We start from the raw sequence: 23,451 nt of genomic DNA on the forward strand, positions 1-23,451 counted from the left end.
GACCCTAGATCATGTGCCGGGGCGGCCCGGGGGCTCAGGCCCGCGAGCGCCGGGCCCGTACGGCACGGGCCGCGGCCCAGCCGAGTCCGGCGGCGGCGACGGCCGCGAGCAGGGCCTCCGGGAGGGTGCCGAGCCGGGTCGCGGGGGTCCGCGTGGAGCGCAGGGGGACCTCCTCGACCAGGTAGTCCGGGGTGAACATGGCGGTCTGCGAGACGATCCGGCCGTCGGGACGGATGACGGCGCTGACGCCGCTGGTGACCGGGACGACCACGGCGCGGCTGTGCTCCACGGCCCGGACGCGGGACATGGCGAGCTGCTGGTAGGTCATCTCGCTGTGGCCGAAGGTGGCGTTGTTGCTGGGGACGGTGAGCAGCTGCGCCCCGTGGGTGACGGTGTCGCGGACCGCCCAGTCGAAGGCGGCCTCGTAGCAGGTGGCGAGGCCGACCCGGGTGCCGGCGAGGTCGAAGACGCCGACCTCGGTACCGGGGCCGAAGTCGCGCGCCACCCGGTCGACGTTGCTGTTGAAGAGGCGGACGACCGAGCGCATCGGGATGTACTCGCCGAAGGGCTGGACGTGCCGCTTGTCGTAGGTGGCGACGGGTCCCCTGCCGGGCTCCCACTGGATGAGGGTGTTGCGGAGCTTGCCGGTGGGCGGGGAGATCACGGCGCCGATGACGGTGGGGGCCTTGACGGCCTCGACGGCGCCCTCGATGACGGCGGCGGCGTCGGGGTTGGCGTAGGGGTCGATGTCGGAGGAGTTCTCCGGCCAGAGGACGAAGTCCGGCTGGGGCTTCGTCCCGGCCTTGACCTCGGCGGCGAGTTCGCGGGTCCGGGCGGCGTGGTTGTCGAGGACCTGGCGCCGCTGGGAGTTGAAGTCGAGGCCGAGGCGGGGGACGTTGCCCTGGATGGCGGCGACGGTGGCGGTGCCGTCCTCGGGGGCGTCGCTGACGAGCGGCAGGGCCGCGACGGCGCCGGTCACCGGGAGGAGGACGGAGAGCGCGGCGGCGGCGAGCGGTCCGCGCGGGACCGTGCCGGTGGCGCGGTGGTGGAGGACCAGGCGGACCGCGGCGTAGAGGCCGAAGCCGCACAGGGCGACCGCGAAGCCGAGCACGGGGGTGCCGCCGACGGCGGCGAGCGGCAGGAAGATCCCGTCGGCCTGGCCGAAGGCGATCTTGCCCCAGGGGAAGCCGCCGAAGGGCACGCGCGCGCGTGCCGCCTCCGCGAGGATCCAGACGCCGGCGGCGAAGACCGGCCACCACGGCAGCCGGGAGACGGCGGCGACGCCGAGTCCGGCGGCGGCGACGAAGAGGGCCTCGACGGCGGCGAGCGCGAGCCACGGCACCGGGCCGACCTCTTCGCCGGTCCAGACGAGGAGCGGAAGCAGGAAGCCGAGACCGGCGAGGTAGCCGAGGCCGAAGCCGGCGCGGAGGCGGCGCCCGTCCAGGCTCCAGCCGAGGAGGGCGAAGGCGGGCAGCGCGAGCCACCACAGGGGGCGCGGCGGGAAGCTCAGGTAGAGCAGGACGCCGGAGAGCAGGGCCGCTCCGGGGCGGGCGAACCGCGCGGCCGGGCCGAAGCGGCCCGGCCGGCCTTCGGTCGCGGGCGTGTCGTCGGCGGCTCCGGCCGCTTCGGGAGTGATGGTGGTGCTCACCTTGCGGAGTGTACGGGGCGTGCCTGTTGACGCCCGGTCCGGCACGGTCCGGGGCGCCCGCCGCGCCCGGACGGCTCGGCCCGGCCCACGCGCGCGGGGGCCCGTCAGGCGCCGGTCGGGGTCTGCGGCGGGGTGGGGTGGCGGAGGTGGCCGCGGATGGAGTCGACCGCTCCCTCGGCGCCGTCGACGGTGACGGTGAAGCTGCGTCCGTCGGCGAGCCGGAGGACCAGGCCCTCGCCGCGGCGGACGACGACGGCGGTGCCCCGGTCGGGGCGCCAGCGGTAGCCCCAGCCGCCCCAGTGGCGGGGGGTGACCGTGGGGGCGTAGGCGGCGTCGACGACCTCGGTGAAGGGGATGGTCCGGCGGGGGACGCCGATGTGGCCGCAGCGGACCTCCATGGCGCGGTCGTCGACGCGGACCTCGACGTGGACGAAGGCGAGGGTGCCGAAGAGGACGAGGAGGCCCGCCGCGACACAGCCGACGACGGCCATGACGAGGGCGGCGATGCCGGAGGTCCAGGGGGATCCGACGGCGAGGGTGATCCCGAGCGCCATGCAGGCGGCTCCGGCGACCGCGGCGACCCACTGGAAGCGGTTCGTCGCGCGGCCGGTCCAGACGGCGGGCGGGCGCCCGTCGGCATGCTGCTGCCCGGATTGCCTCATATCGCGAAGACTACCCAGCCGCGCCCGTTTCAGCGCGCGCCGGAGGGCGACCGTTCGGCTACCCGGAGGGACGGGGTCAGAGCGAGGGGGCCGGGGCGGCAGCGATGAGCCGTCCGGCGGCGTACTCGAGGGCGGCGGCCGGGAGGGGGCCGGGGCGGCCGCTGAGCAGCACGGAGAGGGTGCCGGTCGGTTCGGCGTCGGGGGTGGGTCCGGCGCCGATGCGGCGGAGGGCCTGGGCGACGACGGCGTCGGCGGAGCCGTGGAAGACGAGCGGCGGCAGCCCCGGACGGCGGCGCGGGGCCAGGGCGGCGAGGATCCGGTCCTCGACGAGTTCGTAGTGGGTGCACCCGAGGACGAGGGCGCGGACGTCCGGCGGCGTGAGCGCGGCGGCGGCGGCGACGGCGCGGTCGATGGCCTCGGGGTCGGCGTGCTCGACGGCGTCGGCGAGGCCGGGGCAGGGCACCTCGGTGACCTCGGCGCCCGCGGCGAACTCGCGGATGAGTCCGCGCTGGTAGGGGCTGCCGGTGGTGGCGGGGGTCGCCCAGATGGCGACCTTGCCGCCGCCCGCGGCGGCCGGCTTGATCGCGGGCACGGTGCCGATGACCGGGATGCCCGGTTCGAGGGCGGCGCGCAGGGCCGGGAGGGCGTGCACGGTGGCGGTGTTGCAGGCCACGATCAGCGCGTCGGGCCGGTGGGCGGCGGCGGCGCGGGCGACGGCGAGGGCGCGCCCGGTGAGGTCCTCGGGGGTACGCGGTCCCCACGGCATGCCGTCGGGGTCGTTCGAGAGCAGCAGCTCGGCGTCCGGGCGGAGCCGGCGCACCGCGGCGGCTGCCGGGAGGAGGCCGATTCCGGAGTCCATGAGCGCGATCTTCACCCGGTCACCCTAGCCGATGGGCCCCGTGTCCCCGGCGTTCTGGGGCAGACTGCGGCGAATGAGCACCCTTGCCTGGTTCGCGTGCGTCTCCCTGGCCGTCTGGCTCTGGCTCCTGCTCGGGCAGGGCTTCTTCTGGCGCACGGACCAGCGCCTGCCGCGGCCGGGCCGGCGCCACGCGCGCGGGGAGCCGGCGGACTGGCCCGCTGTCGTGGTGGTGGTGCCCGCGCGGGACGAGGCCGGGGTCCTGCCGCTGAGCCTGCCGTCGCTGCTGGCCCAGGACTATCCGGGCCGGGCCGAGGTGATCCTGGTCGACGACGGGAGCGCGGACGGGACCGGCGGGCTCGCCGCCGGGCTGGCCGCGCGGCACGGCGGGCTGCCGCTGACGGTGGCGTCGCCGGGGGAACCCGGTCCGGGGTGGACGGGGAAGCTGTGGGCGCTGCGGCACGGAATGGCGCTGGCACGCGCGCGAGGGCCGGAGTTCCTGCTCCTCACCGACGCGGACATCGCCCACGAGCCCGACAGTCTGCGGCGGCTGGTGGCCGCCGCGCTGGACGACGACCGGGACCTCGTGTCGCAGATGGCGCGGCTGCGGGTGGCCAGCCCCTGGGAGCGGCTGGTGGTGCCGGCCTTCGTGTACTTCTTCGCCCAGCTGTATCCGTTCCGCTGGATCAACGCGGCCCGGCCGCGGGCGACGGCGGCCGCCGGGGGCTGTGTGCTGCTGCGGCCGGAGACGGCGGTGGCGGCCGGGGTGCCGGACGCTATCCGTACGGCGGTCATCGACGACGTGGCGCTGGCGCGGGCGGTGCGGGCGGCCGGCGGCAGGATCTGGCTGGGGCTGGCCGAGCGGGTGGACTCGGTGCGCCCGTACCCGGGTCTCGGGGAGCTGTGGCGGATGGTGGCGCGGAGCGCGTACGCCCAGCTCCGGTACCACCCGCCGCTGCTCCTGGGGACGGTCGCCGGTCTGCTGCTCGTCTACGCGGTGCCGCCGGCCGCGCTGGCGGCGGGGCTCGTGTCCGGGGACGCGGCGGCCGCGTGGGCGGGCGGGGCGGCGTGGGCGGTGATGGCGGGGACGTATCTGCCGATGCTCCGGTACTACCGCGTGTCGCCCTGGACGGCTCCGCTGCTGCCGTTCACCGCTCTCCTCTATCTCGCGATGACGGTGGATTCGGCGGTGCGCCACTACCGGGGCCGGGGCGGGGCGTGGAAGGGGCGGGTCTACTCGGGAAGCCGCGCGGCGAACGGCGGTGAATTCGCTTCCCGACACGGGGAGTAACGCGGCGAATTCGGCGCGTGCGCGGAACGCCCCGCGGTGCCGGATTGACGTTTCGGCATACCCAAGATCACTTCTCCCACTCCTTCCGGTCGCCTTTTCTTTATCCGTTCTTCATACCGGGCGCACTCCTCGGCGCCGCGTGGGCCGACCCGCCGGTAACCCCCTCCCAGCTCGGGTTTTACGCGATCTTGGGACCCCGGGCTGCCCGTTTTTGACGTGTTCGCTCGGGTTGGGGATCCGCCATCGTCAGAAGCCCGTCAAAGAAGGTGTTGAGCAGGCTCCCCAATCGGCAGATCGTGGGCTTAACTTATGTGCCATGACCTCCCCCCGCTCCAGCTATGGAGGCGGTTACCAGACCGCGCCGTCCTTCCCGGACACCCCTATCTACGACTCCCTGGTCGCGGAGCGGGGCACGCCTCAGATCGCCCCGATCCGAGTGCCCGCCGCGTACGAGGCCCCCGTCGGCTACCCGGCCCCCATGCCGACCGGCTCCTACCTGCCGGCGCTGCCGGCGGCGCTGCCGGCCCTCCCCTCGGCGCCGTCCCCCCAGCCGGCGCCCGCGTACCACGGCGGCGGCGGGTACGGATACCCGCAGCCGGCCCCGCAGATGGCGCCCGCGCCGCTGCAGCCGGCGCCCACCCCGTACATCCCGCAGCAGCCCGCGCCGCCGCGCGGATACCCCGGAGGCCCGGTCCCGCAGCAGCCCCGCCCGATGGCCACCGGCTACGAGGCGATGCGCCCGGCCGCCCCGCGCCCCGCACCGGCGCCGGTCCCGGCCCCCGCGCCGTACCAGGACCCGTACAACCGCCCCTACCAGGGCGGCGGTTACTGACGGCCGGCGGGGGACCGTTCTGACCGGGGGCGGAGCGGCTGGCAGGATGAGGGCATGTCTGATCCCGTCCTCCGCTCCGTCCACGTCCACCCGGTGAAGGCCCTCCGCGCGCTCGACCGCGCGGAGGCCGAGGTGCAGCCCTGGGGCCTGGCGCACGACCGCCGGTGGGCCGTCGTCGACGCCACGGGCACGGTCATGACCCAGCGCCGCCATCCGCGGCTGGCCCTCGCGGCCGCCGAGCCCCTCCCGGACGGCGGGCTGCGGCTGACCGCGCCCGGCCGGGAGCCGCTCCTGGTCCCGGTGCCGGAGCCCTCGGCCACGCTCACCATGGACATCTTCGACAAGCCGGTGGAGACGGTGCCCGCCGGGACGGCGGCCGCCGCCTGGTTCTCCGCCTACCTGGAGACCGACGCGCGGCTCGTGCACCTGGACGCGCCCGAGCACCGGCGGCCCGTCAACCCCGCCTACGCGCGCCCCGGCGACACCGTCAGCCTCGCCGACGGCTACCCGCTGCTCCTCACCTCCACCGCCTCCCTCGACGCCCTCAACGCCCTCGTCGAGCAGGGCGACCACGCCGACGAGGGGCCGCTGCCGATGACCCGCTTCCGGCCGAACCTGGTCGTCGACGGGGCCGCGCCCTGGGCGGAGGACGGATGGACCCGGCTGGCCGTGGGCGACGTGACCTTCCGGGTGGCGAAGCCGTGCGCCCGGTGCGTCGTCACCACCACCGACCAGACCACCGCCGAGCGCGGCAAGGAACCGCTGCGGACACTGGGCCGGCACCGGAACCTCGGCGGCAAGCTCGTCTTCGGCCAGCTCCTCATCCCCGAGCACCGCGGCACCGTCCGGGTCGGCGACCCGGTGAAGATCCTCGACTGAACCGCCCCCTCCCCCGTCTCTCCTCGCTCGACAGGCGAACCGGGCGCCCCGCGGGCACACTCGTCCAAGGAGCGACGAACCAGGGGGTTCCGGCATGCGCGCAGTCACCGGACTCTGGCGCTGGCGGCACAACCCGCTGCGCCGGACGACGGACCTGGTCGAGGCGTGGGTGGCACTCACCGCCGCCGTCCTGCTGTGCGTGGCCGTGCCCGTGGCCGGCTGGACGGTCGGCGCCTCCGCGCAGCACTCCCTGCAGCGCGCGGTCCACGCCCAGCAGCAGGGACGCACGGAGACCACGGCCCGGGTCCTGCGCGCCGCACCGACACCGCCCCGCGCCACCACCACGAGCGAGCAGACGGCCGAACAGCGGTTCCGGCGCGCGGTGGTGGCCCGCTGGACCGCCCCCGACGGCACGATCCGCACCGGCACCGTCACCACCTCGCGGACCGACGCCACGCCAGGCGGCACCTTCTCCCTCTGGACCGACCGGGACGGCCGCCCCGTCACCGCCCCGCTGGCCCGCGGAACCGCCCGCGCCCACGCCGTCGTCGCCGGTCTGACGGCGGCCGCCCTCTGCGGACTCGGCGTGGAGCTCGTCCGACGGCTCGTGATGCGACGGCTCCGCCACCGCCGTTACGCCCGCCTCGACCGCGCGTGGGCGTCGGTCGGCCCCGACTGGGGGCGCACCGGCGCCGGAAGCTGAGCTTCCGCCCCTCGTACGGGTGCGGCACGACGACCCGTCAACCCCGCGCCCCCGCGCGCGCTACGGTGGGGCATCGGTTCAGCGTCGACGCACAGGCGGGGGCAGAGCACACCCATGGCACAGGGCACGGTCCAGGTGACGCACACCGGCACGTCGCGGTGGCGGCGCCGCACGGGCGAGTACGCCTCCCTCGCCGCCGCGCTGGAGGCCGCCGGCGACGGCGACGTCCTCACCGTCGCGCCCGGCACGTACCGCGAGAACCTCGTCCTGACCCGTGCGGTGACGCTCCGCGGGCCGGAGGACGGGGCGGGGCCGGTGCGGATCGCGCCGCCGGACGGGGTGCCGCTGACGCTGCGCGCCTCGGCGATCGTGCAGGACCTGCACATCGAGGGGCAGGACGTGGCCGCGCCCGCGCTGCTCGTCGAGGACGGCACGCCGGAGCTGCTCGACCTGAGGATCATGACCCGCTCGGCGTCCGGGATCGAGGTGCGCGGCCGGGCCCGCCCGACCGCCCGCCGTTGCACGGTCGACAATCCGGCCGGCGTCGGCATCGCCGCCGTCGACGGCGCCGGCGGCGTCTTCGAGGAGTGCGAGGTCGTCTCCGCCGGGCAGGCCGGGGTGTCGGTGCGCGGCGGGGCGCACCCGCGGCTGGAGCGCTGCCGGGTGCACCACGCCTCGGGCGCCGGGATCGCCGTCACCGGCGAGGGCAGCGGGCTCGAAGGCGTCGGCTGCGAGGTGTACGAGATCAAGGGCGCCGGGCTGCAGATCGCGGCCCGGGGCAGCGCGCACCTGGTGGACTCCTCCGTCCACCGCACCTCCGCCGACGGCGTCACCCTGGACACCGACGCCGTGCTCACGCTCTCCGACTGCGACATCCACGACGTGCCGGAGAACGCGGTGGACCTGCGCTCCCGTTCGGTGCTGACGCTCACCCGGTCGACGGTCCGCCGGTTCGGCCGCAACGGCCTGTCCGTCTGGGACCCGGGCACCCGCGTGGACGCCCACCAGTGCGAGATCCACGACAGCACCGGCGACTATCCGGCGGTGTGGGTGAGCGACGGGGCGAGCGCCGTCCTCGACGCGTGCCGGGTGCACGACGTGCCGGACGCGCTGTTCGTGCTGGACCGCGGCTCCCGGGTGGACGTCGTGGACAGCGACCTCAGCCAGGTGCGGAACACCGCCGTGTCGGTGAGCGACGGCGCCACCGCCCAGCTCGACGACTGCCGGATCAGGGAGGCGTCCACCGGCGCGTGGTTCCGCGACCACGGCAGCGGCGGCACGCTCGCCAACTGCGCGGTGGACGCCGTGCAGACGGGCGTGATCGTCACCAAGGGCGCCGACCCGACGGTCGAGCGCTGTGTGGTGACCTCCCCCGCCGAGGCCGGCTTCTACGTGTCGGCGGAGGGCCGCGGCACCTTCCACGGCTGCCGGGTCACCGGCAGCGGCGGCTACGGCTTCCACGTGATGGACGGCTGCCGCACCGTGCTCCGCCGCTGCCGCACCGAGCGGTGCGCGCGCGGCGGGTACGAGTTCCCCGAGGACGGGCCGGTGGTCGAGGACTGCACCGGCGACGAGAGCGCCGTCCGCACCCCGCCGGCCCCCGAAGCGGCCGCCCCGGCCCAGGTCCTGACGGCCGGCGGGCACTCCCCCGGCCTGCTCGGCGCCTTCCCCCCGCCCCGTACCACCACCCCGGCGGCGGCCCCGGCGCCGGCGCCCGAGCGGGCCGCGGTACCCGCGCCCCGCTCCTCCGAGGACGTGCTCGGCGCGCTGGACGCGCTGGTCGGCCTGGACAGCGTCAAGCACGAGGTGCGGACGCTCACCAACATGATCGAGGTCGGCCGCAAGCGGCAGGAGGCCGGCCTGAAGGCCGCCTCGGTCCGCCGCCACCTCGTCTTCACCGGCAACCCCGGCACCGGCAAGACCACCGTCGCCCGCCTCTACGGCGAGATCCTCGCCTCGCTCGGCGTGCTGGAGCGAGGGCACCTGGTGGAGGTCTCCCGGGTGGACCTGGTCGGCGAGCACATCGGCTCGACCGCGATCCGCACCCAGGAGGCGTTCGACCGGGCGCGCGGCGGCGTCCTGTTCGTGGACGAGGCGTACGCGCTGTCCCCGGAGGACTCCGGCCGGGACTTCGGGCGCGAGGCGATCGACACGCTGGTGAAGCTGATGGAGGACCACCGGGACGCGGTGGTCGTGATCGTCGCCGGCTACACCGCCGAGATGGAACGCTTCCTGACGGTCAACCCCGGAGTGGCGTCGCGCTTCTCACGGACCATCAGCTTCGGCGACTACACGCCGGAGGAGCTGCTGCGGATCGTGCGGCAGCAGGCGGACGAGCACGAGTACCGGCTCGCGGAGGGCGCGGACGAGGCCCTGCTCACGTACTTCGAGAAGCTGCCGAAGGGCCCGGCGTTCGGCAACGGGCGGACCGCGCGCCAGACCTTCGAGTCGATGGTCGAGCGCCACGCGGGCCGGGTCGCGGTGCTCGCCGAGGCGAGCACCGACGACCTGACCCTGCTCTACCCGGAGGACCTGCCCGAACTCCCCTGATCCGTGGGCTCGTCGGCGCGCTGCCGGGGCAGGGCGGGCGGCAGCCGGTCGAGGAGCGCGGCCCGCCGTTCGGCGAAGGCGGGGTCGGCCTGGTAGTCGGAGTGGCCGAGGACCGGCTCGGGCAGCGGGTGGGCGCGGGTGCGTCCGTACGCGACCGGGTCGCGCAGCGCCGGGGCGTCGACGCCCGGGCGGCCGTCCGCCGCCGGGACGCAGACCGGGCCGCCGATGGGGTCGGTGGCGCGGTGCAGGTTGGTCCAGCAGTGCACCGCCCGGTGCAGGCCGCGCAGCGCGTCGGGGCCGAAGTAGGCGGGGAACCAGCGCCCGTAGAGCCGTTCCAGCGGGGAGCCGTAGGTGAGCAGGGCGACCCGGGCGCGGGTGGCGGAGGGCAGCTGCCAGACGGCCGCGGCGGCGAGGACGCTGCCCTGGGAGTGGCCGGAGATGACGAGCCGGCCGCCGGTGTGCCCGGTCCAGGAGCGCATCCGCCAGGTGAGGTCGGGCACGGCCCGCTCGGCGTAGCAAGGCGGCGCGAAGGGGTGGGCGGCACGCGGCCAGAAGGTGCCGACGTCCCAGAGGATGCCGATGGTGCGGCGGGCGGAGGCGTCGCGGTAGGCACGGCGGCCCCAGGTCACGAAGAGCAGGAAGCCGAAGCCGATCATCCAGGAGCCGAGCGCCTGGGTGGTGGTGGCGAGCCCGGCGACGGCGGGGTGCGCGTCGGCGAAGGCGCGGCCGGGGACCTCGCCGCCGGCCCACGCGCCGACGACGGAGACGGCACCGAGCAGCAGGGCGGTGCCGGCGACGACGCCGACGAGGACGGGGGCGGAGTCGGTGAGCGAGGCGCGGGCGCGGCTCGCGGCGATCTGGCGGGTACGGACCGGGTCGGGGCTCTCGTCGGCGTAGTCGGCCTCGACGGCGGCGCGCAGCCGCCGGGTCGCGAGGGCGGTGCGGACGCCGAGGAGGGCGGCGGGCGCGAGCAGCAGCAGGAGCAGGACGGGGATGGCCGACGCCTGCCAGCTGAGGAGGACGGGCGGGCCGATCGGCGGGGCCGGGTCCGCGGATCCGCCGAGCCGGTCCGCGACCCACTGGGCGACGCCGCCGGACATGACCCCGCCCAGCGCGCAGGCGAGCACGGCGGTGGCGGGCCCGCCGAGCCCGGCGAGGGCGGTGCGGGGGTCGCGTCGGGGGCGCTGGAGCAGCAGGGCGACCGCCCCGAGGGCGACGACGAGGCCGCCCTGGGCGAGGGTGAGGGCCCCGAAGACGGTGTTCCCGGGGAGGGTGCCGGTGGAGGTCCAGCCGGGCCGGTCCCAGGCGGTGTGCACGAGGGTCAGGACGAGCAGTGCGGCGGCGACGGTCGGCAGACGGATGAAGACGGCGCTCTCGACCCGCTGGTCGAGTCGGCGCTCGCTGCGGCCCCGGCCGCAGACCGACCAGAGCACCAGGGCGGCGCAGGCCACCAGGGCGGCCCGCAGGGCGAGTCCGGTGGCGGCGAGGGCGCCGGTGTCCCGGTGGGCGGGGGCGGCGGCGAGGGCGGCGGCGACGGTGAGCAGGCCGACGGCGGTGTGCGCGGCGCGCAGCCGGGCGACGAGCCGCCTGCCGTACCAGAATCCGGGCCGGCCGAGCGCGGGCCGCGGGTCGGTGGGCGGCACGGGGACGGTGGGCGTGTCGTCCGTGGGCGGGTGCTGGGCCTCGTACGCGCTCCAGGTGCGGCGCGAGAGGTACCAGAGGAGGCCGACGAGCGCGGTCGGGAGAGCGGCGGCGAGGGCGAGCCTGCGGCCCGGCCCCGACCACCAGCCGCCCCGGTCGGCGGCGAGGAAGCCGAGCCAGGCGCGTCCGTCGGCGCAGCCGGCGGTGCCGGCGCACTGCCAGGCCGTCAGGTCGAGGGCGACCTCGCAGACGGCGGCGGTGAGCAGCACGGTGAGGGTGAGGGCGAGCAGCCGGACGAGCACGCCGTAGAGCCGGACGAGGCCGGGGCGGCCGGCGGCGGGCGGACGCATCCAGTGGGCGAGGTTGACGACCATGAACGGCAGGAGCAGCAGCCACAGGGCGCGGGCGCCGTCGCCCGAGGTCAGGTGGGACCAGACGTACGCCTCCGGGACCGGCCCGGCCGCGTACCGGTCCGGATGGTCCTCGGCGTCGAGGTCGTCGGCGCGCCGGTGCACGGCGGCGGTCTCGTCGCCGGTGACGCGTACGGTCCTGGGGTCGTCCAGCATGGACTGGGGTGAGGCTCCGCCGACTCCGTGGACGAGGAGTTCGAGCGCCGCGCCCCCGGGCTCCGGGGCGGGTGTGGCAGGGGACACTTAGGAGTCTTCCTCTCGTGGGTGGGAGGATGCGACGTCGGCTCCAGGATCCCGGACGACCGCGCGCCCGCGCACGGCCTCTCACCGAATCCGACAGCCATTCCCTCGTCTCCTGCGGAAGGACCGGCCCCGGCGGTGACTGACAATCAGAACCTCCTCGCGGAGCAGCGGCGCGCCCTGATCCTCGACGAGGTGCGGCGGCGCGGCGGCGTCCGGGTGAACGAGCTGACGCGTCGGCTGGGCGTCTCGGACATGACGATCCGCCGTGACCTGGACGCGCTGGCCCGGCAGGGCATGGTCGCGAAGGTGCACGGCGGTGCGGTGCCGGCGGCGGAGCCGAGCACCCACGAGCCGGGTTTCGAGGCGAAGTCGGTGCTGGAGCCGAGCGCGAAGGACGAGATCGCGCGGGCGGCGGCGGCGCTGGTGCTGCCCGGCTCGGCGATCGCGCTGTCCGGCGGGACGACGACGTACGCACTGGCCCGCCGGCTGCTGGACGTGCCGGACCTGACCGTGGTGACGAACTCGGTCCGGGTCGCGGACGTCTTCCACGAGGCGCGGCCCGCGTCGGGCGAGGGTCGGCGGGCGCCGACCGTGGTGCTGACCGGCGGGGTGCGCACGCCGTCGGACGCGCTGGTGGGTCCGGTGGCGGACCGGGCGGTCCGCTCGCTCCACTTCGACCTGCTGTTCCTCGGGGTGCACGGGCTGTCGGTGGAGGCGGGCCTGTCGACGCCGAACCTGGCGGAGGCGGAGACCAACGGCTGTCTGATCCGGTCGGCGCGCCGGGTGGTGGTGGTCGCGGACCACACCAAGTGGGGGACGGTGGGCCTGAGTTCGTTCGGGACGCTGGACGAGGTGGACACCTGGGTGACGGACCGGGGCATGGCGGCCGAGGTGCGGGCCGAGGTCGCGGAGCACGTGCCGGGGCTGCTCGTGGCCGGTGAGACGGCGTGAGCCGGTTCCGGGTGGTGCGGTCCGTGCCGCTGGGGCCGGAGGAGGCGTGGCGGCGGCTCACCGACTGGCCGGCGCACGGCCGGCAGGTGCCGCTGACCCGTACGACGGTCCTGACGCCCGGTCCGAGCGGGCCGGGGACGCGGTTCACCGCGCGCACCGGGCTCGGCCCGCTGGGCTTCGACGACCCGATGGAGGTGGTCCGCTGGGAGCCGCCGCGCGGGGACGGGCCGGGGATGTGCCGGCTGGAGAAGTACGGGCGGCTGGTGCGCGGCTGGGCCGAGATCGAGGTGGCGCCGACGGCCGGTGGCGTGCGGGTGGTCTGGACGGAGGAGCTGGCGGTACGCGGGGTGCCGGGGGTCTTCGACGGGGTGCTGGCGCGGGCGGGCCGGGTGGTGTTCGGCCGGGCGCTGGACGGGCTGCTCACCCCGTAGCCCTCGAACGGGCTTTCGTCTTGACGGCGTGTCAGCTAGGGTGCTGGCTCCCATCCGATCCCCTCGGGGAGGTCCGGTCCATGCCACGCCGACTCCGGCCGGTGGAGCTCGACTTCACCGCCGTCGCGCCCGTCCGCCTCGCCTTCGAGGCCAGGCTCCAGGCACCGCCGCCGGCCGTCTACCGGTCGATCGCGGTGGAGGTGGGCAGTCTGCCCGCCTGGTTCACCCCGGTCGCGTCGGCCGTGCCCTTCGACGACGGGGCGCGCCGGACGATACGGCTGCGCGGCGGCGTCCGGTTCGAGGAGACGATCCTGGCCGCCGAGCCGGACCTCCGGTACGCCTACCGCGTGGACCTCACCAACGCCCCGGCCGTGTCCGCGCTGGCCGAGGAGTGGGCGCTCGCCCCGGAGGGCGCGGGGACGCGGCTGCGCTGGACGATGGCGGCCGACGGCCCGGCCCCGTTCCGCGCCGGTCTGCGGCTGGCGTCACCGGGCCTGGGCCTGTCCTTCCGACGGGCGGCGGCCGCGCTGGACCGACGGCTCACTCCGGCCAGACGCCCGTCGCCAGGAAGCGTTCGAGAGTGGCCGCGTACGGGGTGATGTCGAGGCCCTGTTCGGCCAGCCAGGCGTCCGAGTAGTACTTGTCGAGGTAGCGGTCGCCGGGGTCGCAGAGGAGGGTGACGACGCTGCCGGTGCGCTCCGCCGCGACCATCTCCGCCACGATCCTGAGGGCGCTCCACAGGCCGGTACCGGTGGAGCCGCCGGCCTTGCGCCCGATGGCGGTCTCCAGGGCGCGGACGGCGGCGACGCTCGCCGCGTCCGGAACCTTCATCATCCGGTCGACGGCGCCCGGCACGAAGCTGGGCTCCATCCGGGGCCGGCCGATGCCCTCGATGCGCGAGCCGCAGTCGGCGGTGGCTCCGGGGTCGTGGCGCACCCAGCCGTCGAAGAAGCAGGAGTTCTCCGGGTCGGCCACGCAGATCCGGGTGTCCTGCTGGGTGTAGTGGACGTAACGGGCGATGGTGGCGGAGGTGCCGCCGGTGCCGGCGGTGGCGACGATCCAGGCCGGTTCGGGGTAGCGCTCGAGACGCAGCTGCTGGTAGATCGACTCGGCGATGTTGTTGTTGCCGCGCCAGTCGGTGGCCCGCTCCGCGTAGGTGAACTGGTCCATGTAGTGGCCGCCGGTGCGGGCCGCGAGCGCCGCCGACTCCTCGTACATCGACCGCGGGTCGTCGACGAAGTGGCACTGCCCGCCGTGGAATTCGATGAGCCGGCACTTCTCCGGGCTGGTGGTGCGGGGCATCACGGCGACGAACGGCACGCCGATGAGCTTCGCGAAGTACGCCTCGGAGACGGCGGTGGAGCCACTGGACGCCTCGATGACGGGCTTGCCGGGACGGATCCAGCCGTTGCAGAGCGCGTACAGGAAGAGCGAGCGGGCGAGCCGGTGCTTGAGGCTGCCGGTGGGGTGGGTGGACTCGTCCTTGAGGTAGAGGTCGATGCCCCACTTCTCGGGGAGCGGGAAGCGCAGCAGGTGGGTGTCGGCGGAGCGGTTGGCGTCGGCCTGCACCTTGCGCACCGCCTCCTTCAGCCAGGCGCGGTAGGCCGGATCGCTGCGGTCGACGTCCACGGTGGCCGTGGCCTCGGCAGTGTGGGGGGTGGTGCTCAACGGTCTCTCCTCGCTGTACCGCCGGGGCGGAGCCCGGGCTTCCCACCCCCGACGATACCGCTCTCACCTGGGCAAACGTTCCCTTTGACGCTCCATAGGAACGCCTTGGAGGACGCTCGTACGACGGTCCCTGGTGCCCGCGGCGACGGCCCGGCACACTGGGAGGGACGGCAGGCGGAAGGGGTGGACCGGCATGACGGAACCGGAGTTCAGCGCCAGGGGCGTACGGATCGCGCGCTGGCCGCGCTCGCTCACCCGCGCCGGGGAGGTCCGCATCGAGGACGGCCGGCTCGCGCTGCTGACGAGCTACGGCGCCGAGATCGACAGCGCGCCCGTGAAGGCGGTGCGGGCGGGCCGACCGTGGTTCGCGAAGGGCGACGAGACGGTGGCGCGGGTGAACGGCACGCGGTACCGCCTCACCATGGACGGCGCGGGGGAGGACGACGACCGGGACGCCGAGCAGGCGGGCCGCTTCCTCGCCGCCCTGAAGCGGGCGGCCGGCGGCCGCTGACTCCTCCGGCGGGTGCGCTGACCTGGGGAAGCTCGCGGCGGGTTGCGGGGCGGTGACGGCTGGTTCACGCTGGAACCACCTCACTGAGGGTCGAACGGTGGTGACACTGCGCTCAGCGCCCGCCGCCGTACCGCATGACAGATCCGAATCTCCGTCTTCTTCAGGACTACTTCGGGGAGTCGCAGCCGTGATCAGCGAGCCGAGCAGGTATTACGCGGTGGAGCTTCAGGCCCTGCCGCCGCGGATCGGACAGATCCGCAGGATCGTCGCCGCCCATCTGCGCCATTGGCAGCTCGACGACTTGGTCGATCCCGTCGAACTGGGAGTGACCGAGCTGTTGACCAACGTGCACCGCCACGCGCAGCCCGACAAGGAGTGCACCGTCGAGCTGGAACTCCTGCTCGACCGGCTGACCGTCTCGGTCCGGGACAACGACCCCCGGATACCGGTGGCGTCGGAGACGCCCGCCGAGGAGCTGTGGGGCGGGCCGGACGCGCTCGCCACCTCGGGCCGCGGCCTCGCCATCGTGGGGGCGCTCAGCGACAGCTGGGGCGTCCGCCCGGGCGGGGTGAGCGGCAAGGTCGTCTGGTTCACCCTCACCGCCCCGCCGTGTGCCGGCGGTCCCGCGGTCACCGGCGCCGAGGCCGGACTGGGCTTCGGGCTGATGCCCCTGGCGCCGGTCGTCTCGTACGGCCGGCTCGCGGGCGTGCCGCTGAGCACGCCCGCGGAGGCCCCGGCGCTCGCGGCGAGCGGGGCCCGGGCCTGAGCTCAGGCCGTGGCGACCAGCGTCAGGTACGCCATGCCGAGGACGTTCCGGTAGCCGTTCAGCCAGCTCGACCGCTGCCGGTCGACCCGCTCGCGGGTCTCGGCCGCCAGCGGGTGGTCCGGGTACGCGGCGAGCCACAGCTCCGTGTCGTACCGGTAGCCGGACTCGAACGCCTCCCACTCGTCGCGGCCGGCCGTCTCGATCCACGCCGGGCGGAACCCGGCCTCGATCGCCAGGCCGACGAGCCCGCCCAGCGGGAGGTGGTCGCCGGTGGTGGCGCCGGGCCACATCCCGGCGAGCTCCGTCTCGGTCGGGGTCCGCTCCCAGAAGCCCTCGCCGAGCACCACCAGGCCGCCGGGCCGGACCAGCCGGCGCAGCTCCCGCAGCGCCTCCGCCGGGTCGTGCGGCAGCTCCGGGTCGCACAGCGCCTGGCTGGAGCCGAGGCAGAGGATCGCGTCGACGGGGCCGCGCCCGGTGCCGCGCGCGGACTCCTCGACGAAGACCGAGCGGTCGGCGAGACCGCGCTCCGCCGCCAGCGCACGGCCCCGGGCGAGGTCCTCGGCGTTGATGTCGATGCCGATGCCCTTCGCCCCGGGCACCGCGTCGAGGACCCGGAGCAGCAACTCGCCCCAGCCGCAGCCGATGTCGAGGACGTCGGCGGGGCCGGCGGCGGCGATCCGGCGGACGAGGCTCTCGGCCCGCTCCTCGGAGAGCGGGCCGTGGAAGGTGAGGCTGCCCAGGCGGGGCGGGAGCGGGGCGTCTGAAGAGATCATGGACGGCGAGGTTACCGGCCCCGGCCGGCGCCGCCCACCCACTTTCGCGCACCCGTTCCCCGGAACGCGCGCCTCCGCGCCACCCCGGTCAGACGGGGGCGCCGCCGAGGGCGGCCAGGGGGTCGTCGAGCACCGGCTGCCAGGCCAGTTCGGCCGCGCCCACCAGGCTGTTGTGGTCGAGGGTGCAGGGCAGGATCGGGACGCCGCCGCTGCGGCCCCACAGGCTGCGGTCGGCGACGACCGCGCGCAGCCGCTCCGGGTCGGCGTCGAGCAGCTCGCGGTGGAGGCCGCCGAGGATGATCCGGTCGGGGTTGAGGATGTTCACCAGCCCGGCCAGGCCGAGGCCGAGACGGTCGATCAGCTCCGCCACCGCGGCCCGCACCCCCGGATCGTCCGGCGCGTTCCTGAGCAGGTCGCGGGCCTGCTGGAGCAGGGAGACCTCCGGGCCCGGCGCCCGGCCGGCGACCGTGAGGAAGGCCAGCGGGTCGGTCTCGACGTCCAGGCAGCCGCGGCCGCCGCAGTGGCAGGGGCCGCCCTCCGGATTGACCGTCAGATGGCCGACCTCCAGGGCGAGGCCCGAACTACCCGTGTGGAGCCGCCCGTCGAGGACGAGCGCCCCGCCGACGCCCCGGTGCCCGGTGGCGACGCAGAGCAGGTCGCGGGCGCCGCGCCCGGCTCCGTGCCGGTGCTCGGCGAGCGCGGCGAGGTTCACGTCGTTGCCGGTGAAGGCGGGACCCTCGACACCGGCGTCCCGGATCCGGTCGGCGAAGATCTCGCGGACCGGCGCGCCCGCCGGCCAGGCCAGGTGGAGCGGGTTGAGCGCGGTGCCCTCGGGCTCGGCGACCGCGGACGGCACGGCCAGGCCGGCGCCGACGCAGCGCCGCCCGGACTCCCGGAGCAGCGCGGCACCCGCGTCCACGACGGCGCCGAGGACCTGCGCCGGGTCGGCCGAGACCGTCACCTTGCCCGGGACGGTGGCGACGACGGTGCCGCCGAGGCCGATCAGCGCGGCCCGGAAGCCGTCCGCGTGGACCTGGGCGGCGAGCGCCACGGGGCCCTTCTCGTCGACCGCGAGCCGGTGCGAGGGCCGGCCCTGGGAACCGGCGGCGGCACCGGGGTTGGAGTCGACCCGGATGAGCCCGAGGGCCTCCAGCTCGGCGGCGACGGCGCCGGCGGTGGCGCGGGTGACGCCCAGCTCGGCGGTGAGGACGGCCCGCGTCGGCGCCCGTCCGGTGTGCACCAGCTCCAGCGCGGGACCGAGCGCGCTCCGCCCCCTGTCCAGCCGAGTACGCGTCGTCGTCGCCTTGCCGTTCATGCGCCCGAGTCTGCCATGATCGGGGCCGCCCGCCGGACCCGCTCCGGACGCGGCCCGCCGGGCCGCCGCGGACTCACGGCCGGGGGCGGGGGCGGGGCAGCAGACCGACCTCGCGGCCGAGGCGTTCGGCGGCGGTGGCGAAGAAGGCGTCCCGGTCCTCGACGATCCTGTTGAACTGGCCGAAGACCTCGAAGGAGACCAGGCCGAAGAGCTGCGCCCAGGCGAAGACGAGGGCCACGGCGAGCGCGGGCGGCAGGTCGGCGGCCAGATCGGCGGCGAGCCGCTCCGCTTCCGGGGTGAGGCTCTCCGGCAGCGGCGGCAGCGCGACGCCCTCGTCCCGGTGGGCGGCGCGGGCGGTCGCCACCAGCAGCAGGCCGACGCGGGCGGCGGGGGCGACCGTGTCCTGGGGGGCGGTGTAGCCGGGGACCGGGGAGCCGTAGATCAGGGCGTACTCGTGGGGGTGGGCGACGGCCCAGCGGCGCACGGCGCGGCAGACGGCGGTCCAGTGGCCGAGGTGGTCGCGGGGCGCGGCCTCCACGGCGGCGGCGTGGGCGGTCTCGGCGGCGGCGCCGACGGCGTCGTACGCGTCGATGATGAGCGCGGTCAGCAGGTCGTCCCGGCTGGGGAAGTACCGGTAGAGCGCCGAGGAGACCATGCCGAGTTCGCGGGCGACGGCGCGCAGCGAGAGCTTGGCGGCGCCCTCGGCGGCGAGCTGCCGGCGGGCCTCGTCCTTGATGGCGGCGGTGATCTCGATCCGGGCGCGGGCGCGGGCTCCTTGAACGGTGGTCATGGAGAGCAGTCTGCCACGATCCGGATCGCCGCACTGAAACGAGAGCACTGCTCTTGCTTCCGAGCGCCGACCCGTGCAGACTGCTCTCAAGCGAGAGCAGTGCTCACGGTTCGGGGAAGCGATACGAATCGAGAGCAGCGCTCACGGTTTTGTCGCCGCCCGCCCGACGCCCGCCCAGGAGGCCCTGATGTCCACCACCCCCGCCGCCCACGTCATCAAGCCCGGCTGGTTCACCGTCAACGTCGTCAACCGCTCCGTCGCCTGGCTGACCCGCCGGGGCGTCAGCGTCTGGGGTTCCCGGGTCCTCGCCGTGAAGGGCCGCAAGAGCGGCGCCTGGCGCACCACCCCCGTCAACGTGCTCACCCTCGACGGCGAGCGCTACCTCGTCGCCCCCCGCGGCCACGTCCAGTGGACCCGCAACATCCGGGCGGTCGGCGGCGGCGAGCTGCACCTCGGCAAGCACGTCGAACCGTTCACCGTGACCGAGGTCGGCGACGACGCCAAGGCGGACGTGCTGCGCGCCTACCTGAAGCGCTGGAAGGCCGAGGTCGGCGTCTTCTTCGCCGGCGTCGGCCCGGACTCCACCGACGAGGAACTGCGCGCCATCGCCCCCAAGCACCCCGTCTTCCGCATCGACGCCGCCCCGCACGCGTGAGGGTGGGCACGGACCACCCGGTCCGCACCCACCCTCACGTTCCCCACCGCCCGGACGGCGGCCGGGTTCAGGACGCCTCGGGCTCCCGCCGTCCGGTGGACACCCCGTCGCCGTCCGTCGCCTCCGGGACGACGTCCTCGCCCCTGCGGCTCACGCCCCGGCCCGCCGGGCCGACGCCCGACTCGGTGTCCATGCGCTTGTCGAGCACTTCGAGGGCCCGCCGGGCCAGACCGTTCGACCGGACCATGCCGGCCAGCGTGGCCGAGCCCCGGGTGATGTCCGCGAACGCCTTCCAGGCCGGCCGGACCCCGGTGATCACCGCGTGCAGCAGCCCCGGACGACGCTCGAAGACGGCGAGCATCCGCCGCCCCACCGCCATCTCCACACCGAGGCCCGCCTTGATCGCGAAGGCGTAGTTCAGCGCCTGGCGCCGGGCGTCCACCGCGTCGCCGGCCTCCGCCACCCGCACCGCCCACTCGCCGGCGAGCCGGCCGGAGCGGAGCGCGTACGAGATGCCCTCGCGGGTCCACGGCTCCAGCAGGCCCGCCGCGTCGCCGCAGACCAGGACCCGGCCGCGGGAGAGCGGCGAGTCGTCGCTGCGGCAGCGGGTCAGATGGCCCGAGGAGATCGTGGGCTCGAAGCCGGCGAGACCGAGCCGGGCGACGAAGTCCTCCAGGTACCGCTTGGTCGCCGCGCCCTCGCCGCGCGCCGAGATGACGCCGACCGTGAGCGTGTCGCCCTTCGGGAAGACCCAGCCGTAACTGCCGGGCATCGGCCCCCAGTCGATGAGGATCCGGCCCTTCCAGTCCTCCGCCACCGAAGGCGGCACCGGGATCTCCGCCTCCAGGCCCAGGTCCACCTGGCCGAGCTTGACGCCGACGTGCGCCCCTATCCGGCTGGCACTGCCGTCCGCGCCGACCACGGCCCGCGCGAGCACCGTCTCGCCGTCGGCGAGGACGACCGCGACCGTCCGCCGGTCCGGGACGGCCGGGCCGTGCTGCTCCACCCTGGTCACCGTCGCGCCGGTGCGGAGCTGCGCGCCGGCCTTCTGCGCGTGCTCCACGAGCTGGGCGTCGAACTCGGGCCGGTTGATCAGCCCGAAGAGCATCCGGCGGGAGCGGCGGGTGCGGGCGAAGCGGCCTTCGAGCGAGAAGGTGACCGCGTGCACCCGGTCCTGGAGCGGCAGTTCGAAGCCCGGCGGCAGCGCGTCGCGGGAGGGCCCGATGATGCCGCCGCCGCAGGTCTTGTACCGGGGCAGCTCCGACTTCTCCAGGAGCAGCACCCGGCGGCCGGCGACCGCCGCCGCGTACGCCGCCGACGCGCCCGCCGGGCCGGCGCCGACGACCACGACGTCCCACACGTCCGGCCGGTCCTGATCGGGGCCGGACTCCGTGCCGGTCTCCCCCGCGGGGCCCGGCTCCGCGCCCGTCACCGCGCCGGACGGACCCGCCGCCGCGGCCGGCTCGCCGGGTCCGGTCGGCTCGGTGTGCTCCGGACCGGCGTTCTCTGCGTGCTCGCTGCTCACGTGTGCTTCTGCTCCTGATCCGACCGGCGTCTGCTTACCGCATCCTACGGCTCGGTAGATCACAGCCCGGTCGTAGGATCGACGGTGCGAACGCCGTACCACCCGATACGCCGTCCGCTCCCTCTCGCACCAACGTCGCACCCACGAGGAGCGTGCCCATGACGCCGAATCCGATCGCCGAGACCGTCCGGTCCCTGATGCCGCGGGCCAAGTCCGAGCTGGCGGAACTGGTCGCCTTCGAGTCGGTCGCGGACGAGGCCGTGGCGCCCCGCAGCGAGTGCGAGGCCGCGGCGAACTGGGTCGCCGACGCCCTGCGCGCCGAGGACTTCCGCGACGTGGCGCTGCTCGACACGCCGGACGGTTCCCAGGCCGTGTACGGCGTGCTGCCCGGCCCGGCCGGCGCGCCGACGGTGCTGCTCTACGCCCACTACGACGTGCAGCCGAAGCTGGACGAGTCGGCGTGGCTGACCCCGCCGTTCCAGCTGACCGAGCGCGAGGACGGGCGCTGGTACGGGCGCGGCGCCGCCGACTGCAAGGGCGGCTTCATCCTCCACCTGCTGGCGCTGCGGGCCCTCAAGGCCAACGGCGGCGTGCCGGTGACCGTGAAGATGATCGTCGAGGGCTCGGAGGAGCAGGGCACCGGCGGTCTGGAGCGGTACGCCGAGGAGCACCCCGAGCTGCTCACCGCCGACACCATCGTGATCGGCGACGCGGGCAACTTCCGGGTCGGTCTGCCGACGGTGACCGCGACGCTGCGCGGCATGACGATGATCCGGGTCCAGGTCGACACCCTGGAGGGCAACCTCCACTCGGGCCAGTTCGGCGGTGCCGCGCCCGACGCGCTCGCCGCGCTCATCCGGATCCTGGACTCGCTGCGGGGCGAGGACGGCTCGACGGTGATCGACGGTCTGCCGGCCGACGCGGTGTGGGAGGGCCTGCAGTACCCGGAGGAGCAGTTCCGCGCCGACGCCAAGGTGCTGCCGGGCGTCGACCTGCCGGGCGCGGGCACGGTCGCCGACCGCATCTGGGCCCGTCCGGCCGTCACCGTCATCGGCATCGACTGCCACCCGGTGGCGGGGGCGACCCCGTCGATCCCGCGGACCGCCCGCGCGCAGATCAGCCTGCGGGTGCCGCCCGGCCAGGACGCGGCCGAGGCGACCAAGCTGCTCTTCGCCCACATCGAGAAGCACACGCCGTGGAACGCGCGCGTGACCCTGGAGCAGGTCGGCCAGGGCCAGCCGTTCCAGGCCGACACCGCCAGCCCGGCGTACGCGTCGATGGCGGAGGCGATGCGGATCGCGTACCCGGGCCAGGAGATGCAGGCGGCCGGCATGGGCGGCTCGATCCCGCTGTGCAACACGCTCGCCTCGCTCTACCCCGAGGCCGAGATCCTGCTCATCGGCCTGAGCGAGCCGGAGGCGCAGATCCACGCGGTCAACGAGTCGGTCTCGCCGGAGGAGCTGGAGCGGCTCTCGGTCGCCGAGGCGCTGTTCCTCGTCAACTACGCGGCGAGCCGGGGCGCCTGACGCCCCGCCGACCGTCGGAGCGGGCCCGGGGCACGCTCCGGCGGTTCCGCGTCGGGCGAACCTCGCGGAGAGCGTAGAACGCCCCGGCGGGGCCGTCCGCGCGCCTACGTTCGGCGCATGGAACCCCTCAGGATCACGCCCCGGCTGCACCTGCTCGACTACTCGATCGGGCAGGCCTACCTGTGGCGGGACGACACGGAACTGACCCTCGTGGACGCCGGCTGGGCCGGATCGGCGGACCGCACGACCGCGGCCGTCCGGGCGGCCGGCCTGGACCCGGACCGGCTGGCCCGGATCGTCCTCACCCACGGCCACCGGGACCACGTGGGCGCGGCGGCGGCGCTGGCCGACCGGCACGGCGCCGAGATCGTCGCCCACCGGCTCGACGCGCCGTACGTCCGCGGCGAGCTGCCGATGCCCCTCCCCGACCTCCTGGAGTGGGAGCGGCCCCTCTGGGACCACGGCCTCACCTGTCCGGAGGCGCCGCCGACCCGGGTGGACCGGGAGGTCGGGGACGGCGACGGCCTCGGCTTCGGGGACGGCGCGGTCGCCGTCCACACCCCCGGGCACACGCCGGGCTCGATGGCCGTGCATCTCCCCCGCCACGGCGTGCTCTTCGCGGGCGACACCGTGGCGTCGGTACGGGGGGTGACCTTCGGCGTGTTCCATGTGGACCGCGCGCGGGCCCTGGAGTCGATGCGGCGGCTGGCGGAGCTGCGGCCGTCGGTGCTGTGCTGCGGGCACGGCCCCGCGGTGACCGAGAACACGGCGGAGCAGCTGTCGGCGGCCGCGGCGGCCGGGGCCGTGACGCTCTGACGGCGCCGG

At 75.5% G+C, this 23,451-nt stretch carries 22 protein-coding genes; 13 read left to right on the forward strand and 9 right to left on the reverse strand.

The features are described from left to right. Positions 1-34 precede the first annotated feature (34 nt). The 3 genes from lnt to ABFY03_RS05540 all read right to left on the reverse strand — a co-directional run bounded on the left by lnt (position 35) and on the right by ABFY03_RS05540 (position 3,184). Positions 35-1,648 carry an apolipoprotein N-acyltransferase gene (gene lnt, locus ABFY03_RS05530; RefSeq protein ID WP_319013121.1) on the reverse strand — a complete coding sequence of 538 codons (1,614 nt, stop codon included), beginning with the start codon at positions 1,646-1,648 and terminating at the stop codon, positions 35-37. A gap of 104 nt (positions 1,649-1,752) precedes the next feature. Continuing rightward, a complete protein-coding gene (locus ABFY03_RS05535; protein WP_319013120.1) occupies positions 1,753-2,310 on the reverse strand; it encodes a hypothetical protein in 558 nt (185 codons plus the stop codon). 76 nt (positions 2,311-2,386) lie between these two features. Next, positions 2,387-3,184, reverse strand: coding sequence for a glutamate racemase (locus ABFY03_RS05540; protein ID WP_346169344.1), 798 nt, complete (start codon positions 3,182-3,184; stop codon positions 2,387-2,389). Positions 3,185-3,242: 58 nt separating this feature from the next. Here ABFY03_RS05540 and ABFY03_RS05545 point away from each other — a divergent pair, with 58 nt between their 5' ends. The 5 genes from ABFY03_RS05545 (at position 3,243) to ABFY03_RS05565 (ending at position 9,421) form a co-directional block, all read left to right on the forward strand. Then, positions 3,243-4,457, forward strand: a complete 1,215-nt coding sequence (locus ABFY03_RS05545) for a glycosyltransferase (protein WP_346169345.1) — start codon at positions 3,243-3,245, stop codon at positions 4,455-4,457. 316 nt (positions 4,458-4,773) lie between these two features. Continuing rightward, the gene (locus tag ABFY03_RS05550) at positions 4,774-5,289 is read left to right on the forward strand and encodes a DUF6643 family protein (RefSeq protein WP_031013762.1); all 516 of its coding nucleotides are present in this window, start codon (positions 4,774-4,776) and stop codon (positions 5,287-5,289) included. 54 nt (positions 5,290-5,343) lie between these two features. After that, positions 5,344-6,168, forward strand: a complete 825-nt coding sequence (locus ABFY03_RS05555; protein ID WP_346169346.1) for an MOSC domain-containing protein — start codon at positions 5,344-5,346, stop codon at positions 6,166-6,168. Between the two features lie 94 nt (positions 6,169-6,262). Further along, positions 6,263-6,871: an Rv1733c family protein gene (locus ABFY03_RS05560; protein ID WP_319013116.1), complete on the forward strand. Its 609-nt coding sequence runs from the start codon at positions 6,263-6,265 to the stop codon at positions 6,869-6,871. A gap of 114 nt (positions 6,872-6,985) precedes the next feature. Next, the gene (locus ABFY03_RS05565) at positions 6,986-9,421 is read left to right on the forward strand and encodes a right-handed parallel beta-helix repeat-containing protein (protein WP_319013115.1); all 2,436 of its coding nucleotides are present in this window, start codon (positions 6,986-6,988) and stop codon (positions 9,419-9,421) included. Here the strand turns inward: ABFY03_RS05565 and ABFY03_RS05570 are convergent. Further along, positions 9,391-11,715, reverse strand: coding sequence for a hypothetical protein (locus ABFY03_RS05570; protein ID WP_346169347.1), 2,325 nt, complete (start codon positions 11,713-11,715; stop codon positions 9,391-9,393). The two genes, ABFY03_RS05565 and ABFY03_RS05570, sit on opposite strands and share 31 nt — an antisense overlap. A 135-nt stretch (positions 11,716-11,850) precedes the next feature. On the opposite strand from ABFY03_RS05570, the gene ABFY03_RS05575 reads away from it, so the two are divergent. From ABFY03_RS05575 to ABFY03_RS05585, 3 genes are all read left to right on the forward strand, one after another. Beyond that, the gene (locus tag ABFY03_RS05575) at positions 11,851-12,666 is read left to right on the forward strand and encodes a DeoR/GlpR family DNA-binding transcription regulator (RefSeq protein ID WP_346169348.1); all 816 of its coding nucleotides are present in this window, start codon (positions 11,851-11,853) and stop codon (positions 12,664-12,666) included. Beyond that, entirely contained in the window at positions 12,663-13,097 is a 435-nt protein-coding gene (locus ABFY03_RS05580) for an SRPBCC family protein (RefSeq protein ID WP_319013112.1), read from the forward strand. The genes ABFY03_RS05575 and ABFY03_RS05580 overlap by 4 nt, the downstream gene beginning before the upstream one ends. Positions 13,098-13,177: 80 nt before the next feature. Next, on the forward strand, positions 13,178-13,696 hold the full coding sequence (locus ABFY03_RS05585) for an SRPBCC family protein (RefSeq protein WP_346169349.1): 519 nt from the start codon (positions 13,178-13,180) through the stop codon (positions 13,694-13,696). Here the strand turns inward: ABFY03_RS05585 and cds1 are convergent. Beyond that, positions 13,638-14,765: an L-cysteine desulfhydrase Cds1 gene (gene cds1 / locus ABFY03_RS05590; protein ID WP_319013110.1), complete on the reverse strand. Its 1,128-nt coding sequence runs from the start codon at positions 14,763-14,765 to the stop codon at positions 13,638-13,640. The two genes, ABFY03_RS05585 and cds1, sit on opposite strands and share 59 nt — an antisense overlap. A 193-nt stretch (positions 14,766-14,958) precedes the next feature. Between cds1 and ABFY03_RS05595 the strand changes: the two genes are divergently transcribed. Further along, positions 14,959-15,276, forward strand: coding sequence for a hypothetical protein (locus ABFY03_RS05595; protein ID WP_319013109.1), 318 nt, complete (start codon positions 14,959-14,961; stop codon positions 15,274-15,276). Positions 15,277-15,463: 187 nt separating this feature from the next. Then, a complete protein-coding gene (locus ABFY03_RS05600) occupies positions 15,464-16,042 on the forward strand; it encodes an ATP-binding protein (protein WP_346169350.1) in 579 nt (192 codons plus the stop codon). A gap of 2 nt (positions 16,043-16,044) precedes the next feature. On the opposite strand, the gene ABFY03_RS05605 is transcribed toward ABFY03_RS05600, so the two are convergent. The 3 genes from ABFY03_RS05605 to ABFY03_RS05615 all read right to left on the reverse strand — a co-directional run bounded on the left by ABFY03_RS05605 (position 16,045) and on the right by ABFY03_RS05615 (position 18,920). Continuing rightward, complete coding sequence (locus ABFY03_RS05605) at positions 16,045-16,815, reverse strand: SAM-dependent methyltransferase (protein WP_346169351.1); 771 nt, start codon at positions 16,813-16,815, stop codon at positions 16,045-16,047. Positions 16,816-16,903: 88 nt separating this feature from the next. Beyond that, a complete protein-coding gene (locus ABFY03_RS05610) occupies positions 16,904-18,130 on the reverse strand; it encodes an ROK family protein (RefSeq protein ID WP_319013106.1) in 1,227 nt (408 codons plus the stop codon). Positions 18,131-18,203: 73 nt separating this feature from the next. Then, positions 18,204-18,920: a TetR/AcrR family transcriptional regulator gene (locus ABFY03_RS05615; protein ID WP_346169352.1), complete on the reverse strand. Its 717-nt coding sequence runs from the start codon at positions 18,918-18,920 to the stop codon at positions 18,204-18,206. Positions 18,921-19,107: 187 nt separating this feature from the next. Here ABFY03_RS05615 and ABFY03_RS05620 point away from each other — a divergent pair, with 187 nt between their 5' ends. Next, the gene (locus ABFY03_RS05620) at positions 19,108-19,575 is read left to right on the forward strand and encodes a nitroreductase family deazaflavin-dependent oxidoreductase (RefSeq protein WP_319013104.1); all 468 of its coding nucleotides are present in this window, start codon (positions 19,108-19,110) and stop codon (positions 19,573-19,575) included. Positions 19,576-19,642: 67 nt separating this feature from the next. On the opposite strand, the gene ABFY03_RS05625 is transcribed toward ABFY03_RS05620, so the two are convergent. Next, on the reverse strand, positions 19,643-20,935 hold the full coding sequence (locus ABFY03_RS05625; protein ID WP_319013135.1) for a geranylgeranyl reductase family protein: 1,293 nt from the start codon (positions 20,933-20,935) through the stop codon (positions 19,643-19,645). Positions 20,936-21,258: 323 nt separating this feature from the next. Between ABFY03_RS05625 and ABFY03_RS05630 the strand changes: the two genes are divergently transcribed. Together ABFY03_RS05630 and ABFY03_RS05635 are read left to right on the forward strand one after the other, a co-directional pair. Next, positions 21,259-22,626, forward strand: a complete 1,368-nt coding sequence (locus ABFY03_RS05630) for a dipeptidase (RefSeq protein WP_319013103.1) — start codon at positions 21,259-21,261, stop codon at positions 22,624-22,626. A gap of 117 nt (positions 22,627-22,743) precedes the next feature. Continuing rightward, positions 22,744-23,442, forward strand: a complete 699-nt coding sequence (locus ABFY03_RS05635; RefSeq protein WP_319013102.1) for an MBL fold metallo-hydrolase — start codon at positions 22,744-22,746, stop codon at positions 23,440-23,442. Positions 23,443-23,451: the final 9 nt, after the last annotated feature.

Source organism: Streptomyces roseofulvus (assembly GCF_039534915.1).
GTDB lineage: Bacteria > Actinomycetota > Actinomycetes > Streptomycetales > Streptomycetaceae > Streptomyces > Streptomyces roseofulvus.

What these genes read in the sequence shown, in the direction of transcription:
- ABFY03_RS05535 (WP_319013120.1), bottom strand. Translation starts at nt 2,310, where the DNA reads ATGAGGCAATCCGGGCAGCAGCATGCCGACGGGCGCCCGCCCGCCGTC.
- ABFY03_RS05545 (WP_346169345.1), top strand. Translation starts at nt 3,243, where the DNA reads ATGAGCACCCTTGCCTGGTTCGCGTGCGTCTCCCTGGCCGTCTGGCTC.
- ABFY03_RS05550 (WP_031013762.1), top strand. Translation starts at nt 4,774, where the DNA reads ATGACCTCCCCCCGCTCCAGCTATGGAGGCGGTTACCAGACCGCGCCG.
- ABFY03_RS05555 (WP_346169346.1), top strand. Translation starts at nt 5,344, where the DNA reads ATGTCTGATCCCGTCCTCCGCTCCGTCCACGTCCACCCGGTGAAGGCC.
- ABFY03_RS05560 (WP_319013116.1), top strand. Translation starts at nt 6,263, where the DNA reads ATGCGCGCAGTCACCGGACTCTGGCGCTGGCGGCACAACCCGCTGCGC.
- ABFY03_RS05565 (WP_319013115.1), top strand. Translation starts at nt 6,986, where the DNA reads ATGGCACAGGGCACGGTCCAGGTGACGCACACCGGCACGTCGCGGTGG.
- ABFY03_RS05585 (WP_346169349.1), top strand. Translation starts at nt 13,178, where the DNA reads ATGCCACGCCGACTCCGGCCGGTGGAGCTCGACTTCACCGCCGTCGCG.
- ABFY03_RS05595 (WP_319013109.1), top strand. Translation starts at nt 14,959, where the DNA reads ATGACGGAACCGGAGTTCAGCGCCAGGGGCGTACGGATCGCGCGCTGG.
- ABFY03_RS05605 (WP_346169351.1), bottom strand. Translation starts at nt 16,815, where the DNA reads ATGATCTCTTCAGACGCCCCGCTCCCGCCCCGCCTGGGCAGCCTCACC.
- ABFY03_RS05610 (WP_319013106.1), bottom strand. Translation starts at nt 18,130, where the DNA reads ATGAACGGCAAGGCGACGACGACGCGTACTCGGCTGGACAGGGGGCGG.
- ABFY03_RS05615 (WP_346169352.1), bottom strand. Translation starts at nt 18,920, where the DNA reads ATGACCACCGTTCAAGGAGCCCGCGCCCGCGCCCGGATCGAGATCACC.
- ABFY03_RS05620 (WP_319013104.1), top strand. Translation starts at nt 19,108, where the DNA reads ATGTCCACCACCCCCGCCGCCCACGTCATCAAGCCCGGCTGGTTCACC.
- ABFY03_RS05630 (WP_319013103.1), top strand. Translation starts at nt 21,259, where the DNA reads ATGACGCCGAATCCGATCGCCGAGACCGTCCGGTCCCTGATGCCGCGG.
- ABFY03_RS05635 (WP_319013102.1), top strand. Translation starts at nt 22,744, where the DNA reads ATGGAACCCCTCAGGATCACGCCCCGGCTGCACCTGCTCGACTACTCG.